14 protein-coding genes and 2 tRNA genes are annotated in these 15,864 nt (G+C 33.3%); 1 reads left to right on the plus strand and 15 read right to left on the minus strand.

Features of this window, described 5'->3' with window-relative positions; all coding sequences use genetic code 11:
• Positions 1 to 127: 127 nt before the first annotated feature.
• Positions 128 to 1,663: a murein biosynthesis integral membrane protein MurJ gene (gene murJ / locus FPB0191_RS07360; protein ID WP_039105034.1), complete on the minus strand. Its 1,536-nt coding sequence runs from the start codon at positions 1,661 to 1,663 to the stop codon at positions 128 to 130.
• Positions 1,664 to 1,695: 32 nt separating this feature from the next.
• Positions 1,696 to 2,271, minus strand: a complete 576-nt coding sequence (locus tag FPB0191_RS07365) for an LOG family protein (RefSeq protein ID WP_039105036.1) — start codon at positions 2,269 to 2,271, stop codon at positions 1,696 to 1,698.
• 162 nt (positions 2,272 to 2,433) lie between these two features.
• Here FPB0191_RS07365 and FPB0191_RS07370 point away from each other — a divergent pair.
• Positions 2,434 to 2,509: transfer RNA gene (locus tag FPB0191_RS07370), tRNA-Asn, on the plus strand.
• A gap of 205 nt (positions 2,510 to 2,714) precedes the next feature.
• Here the strand turns inward: FPB0191_RS07370 and FPB0191_RS07375 are convergent.
• From FPB0191_RS07375 to cydB, 13 genes are all read right to left on the minus strand, one after another.
• Positions 2,715 to 4,472 carry a fructose-specific PTS transporter subunit EIIC gene (locus FPB0191_RS07375; protein WP_039105038.1) on the minus strand — a complete coding sequence of 586 codons (1,758 nt, stop codon included), beginning with the start codon at positions 4,470 to 4,472 and terminating at the stop codon, positions 2,715 to 2,717.
• The gene (fruK, locus tag FPB0191_RS07380; RefSeq protein ID WP_039105039.1) at positions 4,469 to 5,416 is read right to left on the minus strand and encodes a 1-phosphofructokinase; all 948 of its coding nucleotides are present in this window, start codon (positions 5,414 to 5,416) and stop codon (positions 4,469 to 4,471) included. The genes FPB0191_RS07375 and fruK overlap by 4 nt, the downstream gene beginning before the upstream one ends.
• Positions 5,416 to 6,612, minus strand: coding sequence for a fused PTS fructose transporter subunit IIA/HPr protein (gene fruB / locus FPB0191_RS07385; protein WP_039105040.1), 1,197 nt, complete (start codon positions 6,610 to 6,612; stop codon positions 5,416 to 5,418). Before fruB ends, fruK begins: the two co-directional genes overlap by 1 nt.
• Positions 6,613 to 6,742: 130 nt before the next feature.
• On the minus strand, positions 6,743 to 7,780 hold the full coding sequence (cra, locus tag FPB0191_RS07390; protein WP_039105042.1) for a catabolite repressor/activator: 1,038 nt from the start codon (positions 7,778 to 7,780) through the stop codon (positions 6,743 to 6,745).
• A gap of 510 nt (positions 7,781 to 8,290) precedes the next feature.
• Positions 8,291 to 8,366 (minus strand) — tRNA-Lys (locus tag FPB0191_RS07395).
• 93 nt (positions 8,367 to 8,459) lie between these two features.
• Positions 8,460 to 9,158 (minus strand): tol-pal system protein YbgF, encoded by a 699-nt coding sequence (ybgF, locus tag FPB0191_RS07400; RefSeq protein WP_052236859.1) that lies wholly within the window; start codon positions 9,156 to 9,158, stop codon positions 8,460 to 8,462.
• Between the two features lie 146 nt (positions 9,159 to 9,304).
• Positions 9,305 to 9,778 carry a peptidoglycan-associated lipoprotein Pal gene (pal, locus tag FPB0191_RS07405; RefSeq protein ID WP_039105044.1) on the minus strand — a complete coding sequence of 158 codons (474 nt, stop codon included), beginning with the start codon at positions 9,776 to 9,778 and terminating at the stop codon, positions 9,305 to 9,307.
• Positions 9,779 to 9,994: 216 nt separating this feature from the next.
• Entirely contained in the window at positions 9,995 to 11,293 is a 1,299-nt protein-coding gene (tolB, locus tag FPB0191_RS07410) for a Tol-Pal system beta propeller repeat protein TolB (RefSeq protein ID WP_039105046.1), read from the minus strand.
• Positions 11,294 to 11,430: 137 nt separating this feature from the next.
• A complete protein-coding gene (gene tolA, locus FPB0191_RS07415; RefSeq protein WP_082018274.1) occupies positions 11,431 to 12,543 on the minus strand; it encodes a cell envelope integrity protein TolA in 1,113 nt (370 codons plus the stop codon).
• A gap of 210 nt (positions 12,544 to 12,753) precedes the next feature.
• Positions 12,754 to 13,173 (minus strand): colicin uptake protein TolR, encoded by a 420-nt coding sequence (gene tolR / locus FPB0191_RS07420; RefSeq protein ID WP_039105048.1) that lies wholly within the window; start codon positions 13,171 to 13,173, stop codon positions 12,754 to 12,756.
• A 4-nt stretch (positions 13,174 to 13,177) separates the two neighbouring features.
• Positions 13,178 to 13,858, minus strand: coding sequence for a protein TolQ (gene tolQ, locus FPB0191_RS07425; RefSeq protein WP_039105050.1), 681 nt, complete (start codon positions 13,856 to 13,858; stop codon positions 13,178 to 13,180).
• Positions 13,859 to 14,257, minus strand: coding sequence for a tol-pal system-associated acyl-CoA thioesterase (gene ybgC, locus FPB0191_RS07430; RefSeq protein WP_039105051.1), 399 nt, complete (start codon positions 14,255 to 14,257; stop codon positions 13,859 to 13,861).
• Positions 14,258 to 14,718: 461 nt separating this feature from the next.
• Complete coding sequence (gene cydB, locus FPB0191_RS07435; protein WP_039105053.1) at positions 14,719 to 15,855, minus strand: cytochrome d ubiquinol oxidase subunit II; 1,137 nt, start codon at positions 15,853 to 15,855, stop codon at positions 14,719 to 14,721.
• Positions 15,856 to 15,864: the final 9 nt, after the last annotated feature.

Here is a 15,864-nt window from a genome sequence, read left to right on the forward strand (position 1 = left end):
AAGTTATTGACTCAATACTACAAAAGTAGTTTAACATTATTCTAAGTTAGTTTCATTAGTGATAATAATACCGTCATAATTTACTTTTATTATAACAAGCATATTTAATAGTTAATTAATAAATAATTTAATCGATGCGTTTCAAAAATTGTTTGAGTTTCAAACCTAACAATAAAAGAGAAACAAAATAAGTGACTATACCTGCTACCACTAAAATTAGCAATCGACCGAAACGTGATAGCATACTCCCTGTTGACCAATCAGGTAAAAGTTCACTACCAAACCATAATACCAGTGCCATAATAATAACAGCAGTAGATACTCTTAAAATAAATGGTAACCAGTGAGGTTGCGGTTTATAGTGTCGCTGTTTTATTAATTGCCAAAATAATAATGTGGCATTGAAACAGGCAGCAATACTTATTGATAGGGCTAGGCCTGCATGTTTAAAAGTACCGATCAATGCTATATTCATTAACTGTGTAAAAAGTAAAGTAAACATAGCAATTTTGACTGGCGTTTTAATGTCTTGTCGAGAATAAAATCCAGGCGCTAATATTTTTACTAACATCAAGCCTAATAAACCAAATGAATAAGCAATTAATGCTTGTTGCGTCATGATAGTATCAGTTTGGGAAAAATGTCCGTATTCAAATAATGTTGATATTAGAGGTTTTGATATTACACCTAAACCAACTGCTGCAGGTAAAGCTAATAATAAACAGAGACGTAATCCCCAATCTAGCAATTCTGAATATTGTTTGAAATCACCTTTCGCAACACTTTTCGATAAAGAAGGCAATAATATAGTACCTAAAGCAACCGCTAGCACACCCGAGGGAAACTCCATTAGCCGATCAGCATAATACATCCATGATACGGATCCTGAAATAAGAAAAGATGCAAAAATTGTGTTAATGATTAATGATATTTGCCCTACCGATACGCCTAAAATTGCTGGACCCATTTGCTTTAATACTCGCCACACACCACTATTTTTTAAATCAATACGTGGTAGGACTAACATACCAATCTTTTTTAAATAGGGTAATTGATATAGCAATTGTAGAATGCCACCCACTAATACTGCAAACGCAAGTGCCAAAATTGGTGGATGAAAATAACTTGATGCTAAAAGAGTAAAGCCGATCATACTTAGATTCAAAAAAACAGGGGCAAAAGCAGGCACCGAAAAACGATTCCAAGTATTTAGTATTGCACCAGTCAACGAAGCTAATGAAATAAACAGAATATAAGGAAATGTAATACGTAACATTGTCGTGGCTAATTCAAATTTTTCCACAGGTTCACTGAAACCCGGTGCCGTAATATAAATAATAATTGGTGCCGCAATAACGCCAACTATTGTAATAACAGCGAGAACTAATGTTAATAATCCAGCAATATAGGCGATAAAAGTTCGGCTAGCCTCATCACCTTGCTGACTCTTATATTCAGCTAATATTGGAACAAAAGCTTGTGAAAATGCGCCTTCTGCAAAAATACGACGCAATAAATTAGGGATTTTGAATGCTACGAAAAATGCATCGGTTGCCATGCCAGCACCAAAATAACGTGCAATAATCGCATCACGAATAAAACCTAATAGACGTGAAACCATCGTCATAGAACTGACGGTAGCTAATGACTTAAGAAGATTCATTAATTACATTTTAACCTATTATTAATTATTACTTATCTTTTAATCCAACGATTAAGATCTTTAGGAATATACTGATCCATCGTTTGCAGTAAATGAGAAGGTGAATCTGACACAATCAGCGTATTATAGAAACTTTGTCGTATAAAACCCTCATTAACCGCATGATTTAAAAATTGCAACATAGGTTGCCAGAATAGTTTAACATTCAATAAAGCAACAGGCTTCTCATGGTAACCGATTTGTGCACCAGTCCAGACTTCAAAAATTTCCTCTAATGTGCCTGATCCACCAGGCATAGCAATGAAACCATCTGCAAGTTCAGCCATTCTTGCCTTGCGGGCATGCATATCGTTAACGACTTGTAATTGGGTAATACCATGATGGGCGGTTTCAGCCTTTACAAGTGCTTCTGGTATAATGCCGATGACTTCTCCGCCATTTTCTAATACCTCATTAGCAATAACTCCCATCAACCCTTTATTGCCTCCCCCATATATCAATCGTCGATTTTGACTAGCAATTAATTTACCTAACTGTTTAGCTGCTGTTTGATATTCAATATCCTGCCCTAAACTTGCCCCACAAAATACACAGATGTTCTTTTTCATTTATGCCAACAAATTAAAATATTTGAAGTTAATTATTTTATCATAATATCAATTATGGTAGGTTATTTTATTAAAATGATTACTGACTAACCAATCAAACTCTTTTTAACGTTTTTTTATTGACTCTTTTGCAAGAGATCGTTAATATTCCGCTCCATATGTTCCTCCATAGTTCAGTCGGTAGAACGGCGGACTGTTAATCCGTATGTCACTGGTTCGAGTCCAGTTGGAGGAGCCAAATTTCAAATATTAAAACCTGCAAGAAGCAGGTTTTTTTATGTTCACTCAACGTCTATTAACACATTCTATCATTATCAGTACCTTGATTATTTTCTCAATTAAATTCGATACGTTATTAAAATATTAAATTTTCAATAAAAAAAAGCGAGGAAATAACCTCGCTATTATTATTAAATTATTAGTTAAAGCAATAACAAAATAAGTTAAGCAACCGATTCTTCTGCTTCTTTTTCTAGATTAGTTTCTGGCTTTTTAATAATAGCATAAATAGTACCACCAACAATTGAACCAATAGTAATTGCTAATAGATATTTAACCGGATGTTCTACTACGCCAGGAATAACTAGCGCAAACAATCCACCATGTGGGGTTCTTAATGTTGTTTCCCATAATAAAGCTAGTCCACCTGCAATGGCACCGCCGATGATACAACTTGGTATCACACGAAGCGGATCTCGAGCTGCAAATGGAATCGCACCTTCAGAAATAAAACATAACCCTAATACAAATGCTGCCTTACCACTGCCTCGTTCAGTTTCATTGAATTTATTACGTGCTAAAAAGGTTGCAATACTCATCGCTAAAGGAGGCACCATTCCGCCTGCCATAATTGCAGCCATTGGAGCATACTGTTGCGTCGCAATAAATCCTACACCTGATGCATAGGCAACTTTATTCAATGGTCCCCCCATATCAGTACACATCATGGCACCTAAAACAGCACCTAAAATAACTGCTGATGAAGAGTTACCCATATTTTCTAACCATGCATCTAATGCTGCCATCAAATAAGCAATAGGCCCTCCAATGACAAATTGCATAGCCAAACCAGTAGCTAAAGTTGCGAGTACTGGTACTATTAAAATTGGTTTTAATGCGCTCATACTCTGTGGTAATTTAATAAAGCGAGTTAACAACAATGCTACATAACCAGCAAAATAACCTGCAACAATTCCACCTAAGAATCCTGCCTTAATTTCAGAAGCTAAAAATCCACCAACAAAGCCAGGGGCTAAGCCAGGTCTGTCTGCTATTGAATAGCTAATGTAACCCGATAATAATGGAATCATTAATTTAAAAGCAAGACTTCCTATTTCGCCAAAATGAGGTTCACCAACTAATGTATTGACCATCGATGTTTTGGTCACTTCGACACCCTCTACTATAACTTTAACGAGCTTAGGAACATCTTCAAAATGACCTAGAGCAAAAGATAAGGCTGTAATTAATCCACCCGCTACTACCATCGGTAACATATAAGAAATACCGGTTAACAAATGCTGGTAAATACCTTTTTTCTCTTTTGTTGTCGTGGATTTTACTGTAGAAGTTGGTTGATAAATTTGCGCTTCTTTAAATGCACGATCAAATTCTTGAGCTGTTTTCTTAAGTGCCGGTCCTGTCTTTGTTCGATAAACCAATTTTCCGGCAAATTTACTTAAATCTACCTCAATATCGCATGCCACGATGACAATATCAGCTGAAGCAATTTCTTCAGCCGTTAATTCGTTACCGACACCGACCGATCCACGAGTTTCAACTTTACACCACCAACCACGCTTTTTAGCTTCCTCTTCTATTGCTTCGGCTGCCATAAAGGTATGTGCAACACCCGTAGGACAAGCCGTAATCGCCACAATTCTTTTCATGTCAGAATCAGCTGACGTTGCTTTCTCATCGACGGAAGACATGATATAAGATTTAGCTTTTGTAGCTGCATCCTTCAATATTTGTTTTGGATTAGCAAAAACTTCATCTACATTTGATACTGAATATACGTTTTTCCCATTAAGAACTAGATCGGTCGACGTACCCTTACCAATCAAAATCGTTACATCAGCAGTATTCACATTTTCTGCAATTGTTTCATTTATTTCCTTTGCAGCTAAATTTAATTCTGCTTTTATTAGTTTAGCAATTGCAGGTCCCGTTTGATTTGTCGTAGTAATATATATACTCATTTTTTCTCCTTTCCAGCAATGGTATTTATTTGCTCAAGCATACTATTTAATTTAGCCATATCTGAAATACCGACTCCAGCTTGGCTAACCGATAGCGCTGAAACAGCAGAGGCGAAAATTAAAGTTTGTTGAATTGAAAAGTTTGATAATAATCCGTGCACAATACCAGCAACCATTGTATCGCCAGCCCCAACCGTACTAACAACCTGGCATTTTGGTGGTGTAGCAATCCAGTATTCATCTTTGGTTACCCACAATGCACCTTTGCTTCCTAAAGAAACAATGACATTGTTTATACCTTGATTGACTAGATCCATCGCAGCCTGTTTAATTTCGTTAATTGATGTTAATGGATAACCAACTAACATTTCTAGTTCTTTATCGTTAGGTTTTATTAACCACGGTTTAGCTTTTAACCCAGCAATTAAAGCATTGCGACTACTATCAAAAATAACTTTGGAACATATTGATTTTACTTGTTTAATCCAATCAGTAAAATCTTCCAAATTGATTCCTGTTGGTAAGCTACCGCTGATAACAACAATATCTGTGTTCTTTATGAAATCAAGAGAACTCTTTACGAAATTTGCCCATTGTCCTTCATTAATTGAAAAACCGGAAAAGTTTAGATCAGTGACCTCGCCATTCTGGTCAGTCAATTTAACATTAATACGTGTACTTCCAGTTACTGTTTGAAATTTATTTTCAATACCTAATTTGTCAAAGAGATGATTAAATGCTTCGCAATTATCTTCTCCTAAAAAACCCCCAACGGTTACCTGATGATCTAAATCACATAATACCTTAGCGACATTAATTCCTTTCCCTGCCGGTAAAAAATCATTGGTATTTACTAAATTAACGTCTCCAAGTTCAATGTTTGGGCAATAACCTAATAAATCATAGGCAGGATTCAATGTGAAAGTTACAACTCGATTACTCATTATTCACTTCCTTCTCCAAAACCATCCGCAATAGCTTGACCTATAGCATCTAATGCTTGTAAAGCATCTTCACCCTTAGCTATAACTTGTAAACGATGGCCCTTTTTAGCACCTAGAGTCACAATTTTCATTAAACTGGTTGCACTAACTGGTTTTCCTGTACCATCAAGATTTGCGATGGAAATTTTACTATTAAATTCTTTTGCTATCTTAACTAGCATTGATGCAGGACGAGTATGTATGCCATTTGGATTGATTATAATAAATTCTCGAACCTGCGTTGCATCGTCTGCCGATGGTTCTTGTATGGTCGAGGTATCATTAGTTTTTGATGGATTACTTTGAGGACTATCATCCATCAATAATGATAAAATTTGAGTTTTATCACCCTTGACCAATTGAGACAATTGCTGATGATATGATAGAGAAGCTAACCGATTCATAATCGGATTAATAGCATCATTTTTGCTGGCGATAGTTAGTAGCATCTTAACGGGTAAATTGTCTTCTGTAAGATCATCACTTACACGACTAATCACAATAGCATTTTTTAAATTACCTTCATGACTATCGTTTAACCAAACACCATTTCCAAGATGATAAGGTTTATTATCCAAAGCATTTATAACAAATTGAGTGTCGATTGCTTTAATATATTTTAATCTTGATGCATTTAAAGCTTGTAAAGTAGCTAGATCATCTGCTGGAATATCTAATAACAATAGTGAGTCATTTAATGTGACTGATTCATCATCAGTTTCATCTTTTTTGCCTGTTAATAATGTAATAGCATCTTGTTTGGTTTGAATCTGTTTGATTCTTGTTTCTATATCATCATCACCAAGCACATGCGTTAATTGACGCAATAATGTCAAATGCTCATCTGAGCTTGCAGCAATACCAATAGCAATATATGCTTTCTCACCATCATCGCCCCATGCAACACCTTCTGGAAAACAAAATACTTGTACGCCTGTTTTCTTAACTAAATGTCGAGTTGTCGTTGTACCATGAGGAATGGCAATGCCACTGCCTAAATAAGTAGCAGCTTGAGATTCACGTTCTAACATGCCATTGACATAACCTTCTTCAACATATTTTTTTTCAGTCAAGGCATGAGCTATTTGTTTTATAGCTTCTTGTTTATTATCAGCTTGCTGATTCAAATAGATATCATCTTGCGTGAGCTGCAACATAAAAACTCCTTATTCATCATTTTTTGGGAATACGAATCTAACAATCAATTGAATCGTTTCAGCTATAATGCTAAGAAAGACCCAATTTAGCAATCTATTTTTATTCTAATTATAAAGAATGAGATTATTATCACATTTTTACTAAGGAATTGGTTTTAAAACTATAACGATTTAATCGTCCTCGGTATTTTAATTTTCGATTAATTTCAGTATAACCCGGTTCATAATTGTCCTGCTTAACCAATTTATTAAGTAAGGTATTGACTGTTACTTCAGCTATCATTTTATGATCTTGAGCAAGGCTAATGACATTACACGGCAAGAAATCCAATAATTCATTATCGCCAAAGGTTGCGATAACCAAATTATTAGGTAGTACTTGATTTTTTGATAAGATCGCATCAATTACGCCTTGTAATAATGAAAAAGATGTCACAAATAATGCATTTGGCATGGCATTATGATGTAACCAGTTTTTAAAGCAATAATAAGCAGCTTCTCGGCTATAATCTTCTGCGTAAAGGTAATCAATATGATTTCTAATAGATTTAGCACTTGTCTTGAATCCACATTTACGCAAATAGCTAATGAATAAATCGGGAGAAGCACCAACATAGACAATATTTTCATTACCAATTAAATTGATAAATTCAGTTGCTAATAACTGAGCATCACGTGAATCAGCACCCAAAATACTTTTGAATTTAGAGGGATTTAAAGGTCTATCTAGTCCAAATATTGGAATATTATTATTATCCCAATGATCATAAAAAGAATAATCAGAAATAAATGAAGAAGAAACGATAATAGCGTCAACGTGTCTTTGCTTTAAATGGAGTATACAACGTTTTTCGATCTCAGGATTATCTTCTGAGCAAGATATTAACAATTGATAGCCAGATTCTCTTACCTTTTGTTCAAGATGATTAGCAATTTTAATATAGCTACTGTTTTCTAAGTCTGGAATGATAATACCTATTGTATTCGTCTTGCCAACTCTTAAGCCAGCTGCAACAATATTAGGTCGGAAATTATACTTTTTTACAATTTCTGTTACTTTTGCTATTGTTTTATCGCTAACCCTATATTGTTTTGCCTTACCATTTATAACATAACTAGCAGTAGTTCTAGATACACCAGCTAGGCGGGCAATTTCCTCTAGTTTCATTGTTATTATCTCGTAGAGTATTGATATAAAATAAAGAATTTACCACAAAAACCACAGAAAAAGGAAGTGTTAAAAACATTACTAAAGTAACCATTTGAATTTAAATAATATTATTTCATAATTAATTATAAATGTTTATAATTAATGCCTTATGTTTAAAAAATAGTATCGATAGAAGAACATTAACAAAAGTAACGCTAAAATGACAAATAAAAGTCAACAAATATTCTACAAAGAAGTTTACATATCTATCAATCTTTATTTTTTAATAATAGTTTTTATTACAATCATTTAAATCATGAAATCAGAGTAGAGAAAAAATAATTTATTTTTTTACAATAAATTTAAAATTATGCTATTGATGATTTTGTTATATGACTATGAATTAACAAAGCTAACTGCTAATGATAAATAAGTCAGTCTTTATGAAAATAAATCAAGCTATACTGTTCGATGATATGTATATGAAATAAATATGAATAGAATTAAAATAGGATGACTTGAGGATGTTGGTGGGTCGTGAAGGATTCGAACCTTCGACCAACGGATTAAAAGTCCGCTGCTCTACCGACTGAGCTAACGACCCGTTCGTTATTTCGGGTTGCATAATACTTGTGTTTTTCTACTTTGGCAACCCTTTTATTTAATTTTCTTATTGATAGCTTACTATTTAAACGTTTTAGCCTAAAGTCGCTAATTTATTGTTAGTTGCTGATATAATTGATTTCTCTTTTGGATATTGGATAATCACTTGTTCAAAAACAGCTTTAGCTTTTGCTTTTTCACCTTTATCTAATAAAATCACGCCAATCTTATATAAACTATCTGCTGCTTTTGCTGATTTAGGATAATCTTTTACAACTACAGCAAAATAGAAAGATGCATCATCTTTTCTACCCTGTTTATAGCACAGTTGTCCTAACCAGTAATTGACATTAGCACGATAGGATGATTTTGGATAATCTTTTAGGAACTGTTGAAATGCTGTAATTGCAGCTTTGGATTCTTTACCGTCAATGACAAATTTAATAATAAAATTATAATCTGTTTTTTCATCTCCTGACGGTGTCCAATTCGCTAAACTAGTTGGTACCGATTTAACTGTAGAAGCTGATGTTCGGGTAGTATTATTTGGACTTGAATTATTAGCTAACTGCTGCAAAATTATTTTTTGACGTTCAATTGTTTGATTTAAAAGGTAAGTTGTTTGTTCTAATTGACCTCTTAATTGATCAACTTCTGTTTGTAATTCTGTAATTTGCTGTTGATATTCCGTCAATAATTGTCCATGTGCTTGAACAACTCTGTCCATTTGAGAATTAGCACAAGAATGAAATGAAAAAAAAAGAATTGATAAACTTGCGAATTTTTTAAACATTAACTTCAATAACCTTCATAAATTAGACTCAAAAAACAAGAGGCAATATGGCGATTCGATAATGTATATTATTATTTAAATGCATCATTAGTAATCTCACAATACATCTAGAATAACGGCTACTAAAGTAGCCGTTTTAATTAGTATTAATATACAATTACTGCTCGACGGTTTTTAGAATATGATGCTTCATCATGTCCTAAAACAGCAGGTTTTTCTTTACCATATGACATTATAGATATTTGACTTGCGGCAACACCACGACCTTGTAAGTAAGCTTTAACAGCTAAAGCACGACGTTCACCTAATGAAATATTATACTCAGGGGTACCACGTTCATCAGCGTGTCCTTCAATTACAATATTAAATGATGGGTGACTAATTAAGAATTTAGCATGTTCATCAAGTGCTTTTGTAAATTCGGATTTAATATTATATTTATCAAAATTGAAGTAAACAGTATTAATCTGACGCATATTTTCAATTTGTTCAGAATCGGATACTGTAGCTTCGGGTGAATGATAAACATTTTTATTCGGTTGGTTAGATGTACTACATGCAGTAGCTACCACTAATGGCATAACGAAAAATGCACATTGCATAAGTTTAGATAATTTCATTTATAACTCCTCATAAATTCTAATAAAAATATTACATTAATATAAATATATCGCAGATAAGATCAACGCAAAATCCGAGCTATATTTAATGTACTATCAATTCTCAATCCCTTTAAGCGATTTTTCGAACCAAAATTACGTTAAATTTGATTTTATCTTCGCTAATTTTATATAAATCCATGAATACAACACTTACTATAACAAATAAACACACTTTTATAAATAAGGTGACCAAGCTGGGAATCTAGCTTGTCCATCAGTTGCTGGTAACTTAGCTTTAAAATTACCATCTGTAGAAACTAAATTTAAAATGGTTCCCAAACCCTGTGCTGAACTATAAATAATCATCGTTCCATTAGGAGAAATACTTGGCGTTTCATCTAAAAATGTATCCGTCAATTTTTGATAACCATTCGTCGCAAAATCAAATTTAGTTACATGTTGTTCACCATTATTTGTTGAAATCATAGCTAGAAAACTTCCATCGTTGGAAACTCTTGCATTTTGATTTTGTACGCCATCCCAAGTTATACGTTGTGGTAGACCATTATTGATATTGATTGAATACAATTGTGGTCTACCTGTTTGGTCTGAAGTATAGACAATAGTCTTATTATCTGGCATCCAAGAAGGTTCAGTACTGTTACTTCTACCAAATGTTAAACGCTTAATTTTCTTATTTGATAATTCCATCATGTATAAATTCAAATTACCATCTTTCGATAAAACAAATGCCAATTTTTTTCCATCTGGTGAAAATGCTGGTGCACCATTATGTTGCGGAAAATCTGAAACTTTTTCAATTTCACCGGTTTCTAATGTCTTAATTACCAATGCTGATTTACCACCATCAAAGGTAACATAAGCTAACTTTTTGCCATCAGGAGACCATGTTGGAGACATGAGTGGTTGCATTGATCGATGGATTGTAATTTGATTATAGCCATCATAATCCGATACCCTTAATTCATGAGTATATTTTCCGCGATTCATCTTCACGACATAAGCAATGCGTGTTCTAAATGCCCCTTTTATTCCCGTTAATGTTTCAAAAATTTGATCACTAGCAGTGTGAGCAGCATAACGTAACCAACGTTTTTCAATTGAATATTGATTTTGTGCTAATACTTCACCTGGATTATTAACTGTATCGACTAATTGATAACTAATTAAATAATTACCTGAAGCATCAACTTTCATGTTACCAACAACGACCGCATCTATACCAAGTGCGCTCCATGCTTTAGGTGTAACTGCTGATGCCGTATCAGGTAATTGAGGCATTTTTCTAGAATCAATTGGATTAAATTTACCACTATTACGTAGATCTGAAGCAATAATACTATCTATATCTTGAGGAGGAGCTCCATTACCGATCCATTTGAAAGGAACAACTGCGATGGGTTTAGCAGTATTTATACCATCAGTAATAATAATTTTAATATCAGCGTTCGAGAAAGTAGCAAAAAACAAAATAAAACAACTTATTAGAAAGCGATATGAAAATTTTAACATCATAAAATTCCTTACATAATTTTGAAACTAACTATTATTACACATTCGAAAATATCGCTGTATTATCACTCATAATATTTCATACATATTTTCATTAAAATTAAATTTATCAGCCTAAATCAGTACAAAAATTAATTTTATTTCGGGCTAAAATTAATATCTAAATTCTTAACTTCTTTATATAATTGATTATTCTTAGGTTTTGGGAAAATAGCTGATCGAGTAGCTGAAATAGCTTCACGACATAATGCGGGATCACCCTCTCCCGCACTGACATTTAATAATAGACCATCGGGTGCTAATTGTATTTTTAGATTACAATTTTTTCCTTGATAAAGCTTAGGATTTATAAATTTATTACTTATAGCACTCATTACCATTGATTTAAATTGATTTAAATCTGCTGAAGACGCGTTAACATCAGAACTTGGCGCCTTAGACGTCAAACCACCTAAAATATCGTTTAGATCTTTTTGTCGTTGTTTTTCTTCAGCAGCTTTTTGTTTAGCTAATTGTTCTGCTTTTAACTTCTCTTGCTTGACTTGTTCAGCTTTTAGCTGTTCCTGTTCAAGCAATTGTTTTTGTTTTTCAATCTCTTTTTTAACTTTTTCTGCTTCTAACAATGCCGCCTGTTTATCCAATTCAGCCTGTTTTTTTTCGGCCTCTATTCGTTCTTTTTCAGCTTTGGCATTTTGAGCGGCTAGTTTGGCCTCTTCTTCGGCTTTTTGTTTTGCTATCAATGCTTGTTTTTTTTGTTCTTCAAGTTGTTCTTTAGCTTTAATAGCTTCACTTTCGAGTTTCTGCTTTTCGGCTAAAGCCTTGGCAATCGCTTCTTGCTCTTGCTTTTGCTTTTCAGACGCTAAAAGACTTTCTTTTGCAAGTTGTTTTAAGCGTTGCTGCTCCGCTAACTGCTTTTCTTGTAATTCTTGAGCTTGTTTTTCAATAATCTGTTGTTGTTGTTGTTTTATTTGTTGGCTGGCTATTTCATGTTCTTTTAATCGCTGCTTTTGTTTATTCAAAATATTACTGTCAACCATAATGGCTTCAATTTGTTGCCCATTATCATTAATATTATAAGAAGATGAATAGTGCCATGCACTATATGCTAACATTGATATAAGCCCTAAATGGAGGATAATTGAAATAATTAAAGCTAAACTAAAATTAGATTTGATCTTCTTCGCCATAAGTATAATTAAAAACAGCCAAACTAATTTGTGTATTGTCGCATTAATGATGTTAAAAATCATCACAAATTTAAACGGTATTAAAACATTTCGACTATCTCAGTTAGTGATCTTCTGATAATTATGTTTATTAATTAATAAATTATGACATACTAAATAAAACTGAGTATAGGAAAGTATAGAAATTAGTATTAAGAATATAAAGAAATTATTACTTTTAAAAGTAAGTAACCTGTTGTTAAAACTAATAAAAGTAATAATAAAGAAAATAATTTATACCGGTTGTGTCATCAGACCTACTGATTTAACGCCAGCAGATTGTAACATATTTAAAGCCTTAATAATTTCTTCATAAGGGACATTTTTACCACCACCTATTAAGAAAATCGCTTTCTCATTTACACTTAACTGTTGTTTAACCTCAGCAATAATCTGTTCTCTTGTTAGATTACTGGAACGATCTTGATTAATAATTAAAGTATAAACACCAACACCTGAAACTTCGATAATAATAGGCTTATTTTCAGAAGTAGTTACAGTTTTTGACTCTGAGGCTTCAGGTAAATCAACCTCAACACTTTGACTAATAATAGGTGCTGTGGCCATGAAAATCAAAACCAAAACTAGCAATACATCCAACAAAGGAACAATATTTATTTCGGATTTTGGGGAATAACGCGATCTGCGACTCATTTTGCTACTTCCTAATTGCAATAGCTTGACGTTGTAAAATTGCTAATAACTCATCAATAAAGTTCAGATAACTTTGCTCAATTCTGCCAACTTTTAATGTTAAACGATTGTATGCGATAACTGCTGGTATGGCAGCAAATAAACCGATAGCAGTAGCAATAAGAGCCTCAGCAATACCTGGAGCAACCATCTGTAATGTTGCCTGTTTTACAGCACCTAGTGCTATAAAGGCATTCATGATCCCCCATACGGTACCGAATAAACCAACATAGGGACTAGTCGATCCTACTGTACCTAATAATGATATGTATCGGTCTAAATTATCAATTTCCCGATTCATAGATAAATGCATCGCACGTGAAGCACCATCTAATGCTGCAGTTGGCATATTAGGATTTATTTGATGTAAACGCGAAAACTCTTTAAAGCCTGAATAAAAAATATGTTCTGTTCCTTGAATTCCCGTCTTTCGTTGTTGAAGTTCATTAAAAAGGGTATTGAGATCTTCCGCAGACCAAAATTTATTATCGAAATAATTAATTTGCTTTTTAGCTTTAGAGAGTATCACACTTCTCTGAATGATGACTGCCCATGAAGCTATTGAACAAAATAATAATAATATCATTATCAATTGAACTAACAGACTTGCACTTAAAAACAAGTCAATAATATTCATATTTTCCACTTATAAAAACTCCGAAATAAATAACTTAGGAAAAACACAAGGTTTATTTTTATTTAGATCAACACAAGCAATTAATACTTCTGCCTCATTATAAACACGGTTTACTTCATCAATAATCTGTTGCTTAAAAGTTAGTGATGCTTTACGAACACTCACAACCTGACTTCTTACAATAAGAAGATCATCTAAACGGGCTGGCAACAAATAATTGATATTCATATTTTTTACAACAAAAGCTATTCTAGCTTGCTCTAATAAAGTTTGCTGTTGAATATTGGATTGTCGCAACATTTCAGTTCGCGCTCTTTCATAAAATGCCAAATACCGTGCGTGATAAACTACACCGCCGGCGTCGGTATCCTCATAATAAATTCTAATCGGCCAATCAAACTCTTTCATTATTATCAATATCCTAAAAATTATTAGGAATATTATATAGTGATTAATCTGAAATAAAATGATTATTATCATTAATAAATGAATATTTAAGCAAATTAGATTTTACTAATTTATTGATACTACTAATGATATATAATACAAGATATTAAATTAACCACTCAAGAATAAGTTAATTTGTAATAATACAACAAAAAATTATTAACTTTATAATTTTGTACGTATATCAATTTGAGCATCTGACTATCATATAATGACTTTCAAATGAAAACAATTATCATTAAAAATAAAAAAGCGAATATCTTACAATATTCGCTTTCATTAATATGAATTTTAAAAGATTATTGGTCGTTTAATTTTTTATCTAACCATAATCCAGTTCTAGCTGAAATCATACATGCAGCTATTACCACAGCAAACCAAATAAAATAATACATTTTATAACCTCTTTTATGCCGACTAATTTAGTAAAGTATATGATGATGTTTTTCAATATAACTTTTATTTAATCGACCAAACATTTTTATATATGACCAAATTGTATATAGTAAAATAATTGGTAAAAATATGACGACAACCCAGAACATTACTGTCAATGTTAATTGACTTGATGTTGCATCCCAAATAGTCAAACTTGCATTTGGCACTATGCTAGAAGGCATAATGAATGGAAAGGTTGTTATTGCAAATGTCATAAGTACACTTGCAATAGTTAAAGAGGATGTTAAAAATACCCAGCCATTTTTATCTTTACCTGACAAAATGATCGTCAAAATTGGCATAATAACGGCTAATGCTGGAACTGCCCATAATAATGGTATGGCATTAAAATTATTTAACCATGTAGTTTCTGTAGACACAGATTTAAATAATGGATGAGAGTCAGCACGGTGATCCATTACACTTGTAATCTCATAGCCATGTAATCCAAAGATTACCCATAAACCAGCCAAAATAAATGCAACCATAAGAATTAATGCAGAGATCTGAGTCGCTTTACGAGCCTTTAAGTATAGTTCACCCGTTGTTTTCATTTGTAGCCATGCCCCACCTTGAGTAACAATAAGCATTAAGCTAATTACACCTGCTAGTATGGCAAAAGGGTTAAGTAAGCCGAAAAAGTTCCCTTCATAATAAACGCGCAGGAAGTCGTCATATTTGAATGGAACACCTTGTAATAGGTTACCAAAAGCAACACCGAAAACAAGTGCCGGTACAAAGCTACCAATGAAAATTCCAAAGTCCCATAAGTTACGCCATTTTGTGCATTCCAATTTACCACGGTAATCAAATCCTAATGGTCTGAAGAATAATGCACAAAGGACTAGAATCATGGCTATATAAAAACCTGAGAACGACGCAGCATAAACATCTGGCCATGCAGCAAATATGCCCGCACCTGCAGTAATTAACCAAACCTGATTACCATCCCAGTGTGGGGCAATTGAATTAATCATAATTCGGCGTTCATTGTCCGTTTTCCCTATGATAGGTAATAAGATCCCAACACCCATATCGAATCCATCAGTAATGGTAAAACCAATCAATACGGCGCTGATGATTACCCACCAGATAACACGTAATATTTCATAATCAAACATTAACTTACT

Source organism: Frischella perrara (genome assembly GCF_000807275.1).
Taxonomy (GTDB): Bacteria; Pseudomonadota; Gammaproteobacteria; order Enterobacterales; family Orbaceae; genus Frischella; species Frischella perrara.

Excerpts from the sequence above, each read along its gene's own strand:
- murJ (WP_039105034.1), bottom strand. The coding sequence starts at position 1,663 with ATGAATCTTCTTAAGTCATTAGCTACCGTCAGTTCTATGACGATGGTT.
- FPB0191_RS07365 (WP_039105036.1), bottom strand. The coding sequence starts at position 2,271 with ATGAAAAAGAACATCTGTGTATTTTGTGGGGCAAGTTTAGGGCAGGAT.
- FPB0191_RS07375 (WP_039105038.1), bottom strand. The coding sequence starts at position 4,472 with ATGAGTATATATATTACTACGACAAATCAAACGGGACCTGCAATTGCT.
- fruK (WP_039105039.1), bottom strand. The coding sequence starts at position 5,416 with ATGAGTAATCGAGTTGTAACTTTCACATTGAATCCTGCCTATGATTTA.
- fruB (WP_039105040.1), bottom strand. The coding sequence starts at position 6,612 with ATGTTGCAGCTCACGCAAGATGATATCTATTTGAATCAGCAAGCTGAT.
- cra (WP_039105042.1), bottom strand. The coding sequence starts at position 7,780 with ATGAAACTAGAGGAAATTGCCCGCCTAGCTGGTGTATCTAGAACTACT.
- ybgF (WP_052236859.1), bottom strand. The coding sequence starts at position 9,158 with ATGTTTAAAAAATTCGCAAGTTTATCAATTCTTTTTTTTTCATTTCAT.
- pal (WP_039105044.1), bottom strand. The coding sequence starts at position 9,778 with ATGAAATTATCTAAACTTATGCAATGTGCATTTTTCGTTATGCCATTA.
- tolB (WP_039105046.1), bottom strand. The coding sequence starts at position 11,293 with ATGTTAAAATTTTCATATCGCTTTCTAATAAGTTGTTTTATTTTGTTT.
- tolA (WP_082018274.1), bottom strand. The coding sequence starts at position 12,543 with ATGATTTTTAACATCATTAATGCGACAATACACAAATTAGTTTGGCTG.
- tolR (WP_039105048.1), bottom strand. The coding sequence starts at position 13,173 with ATGAGTCGCAGATCGCGTTATTCCCCAAAATCCGAAATAAATATTGTT.
- ybgC (WP_039105051.1), bottom strand. The coding sequence starts at position 14,257 with ATGAAAGAGTTTGATTGGCCGATTAGAATTTATTATGAGGATACCGAC.
- cydB (WP_039105053.1), bottom strand. The coding sequence starts at position 15,855 with ATGTTTGATTATGAAATATTACGTGTTATCTGGTGGGTAATCATCAGC.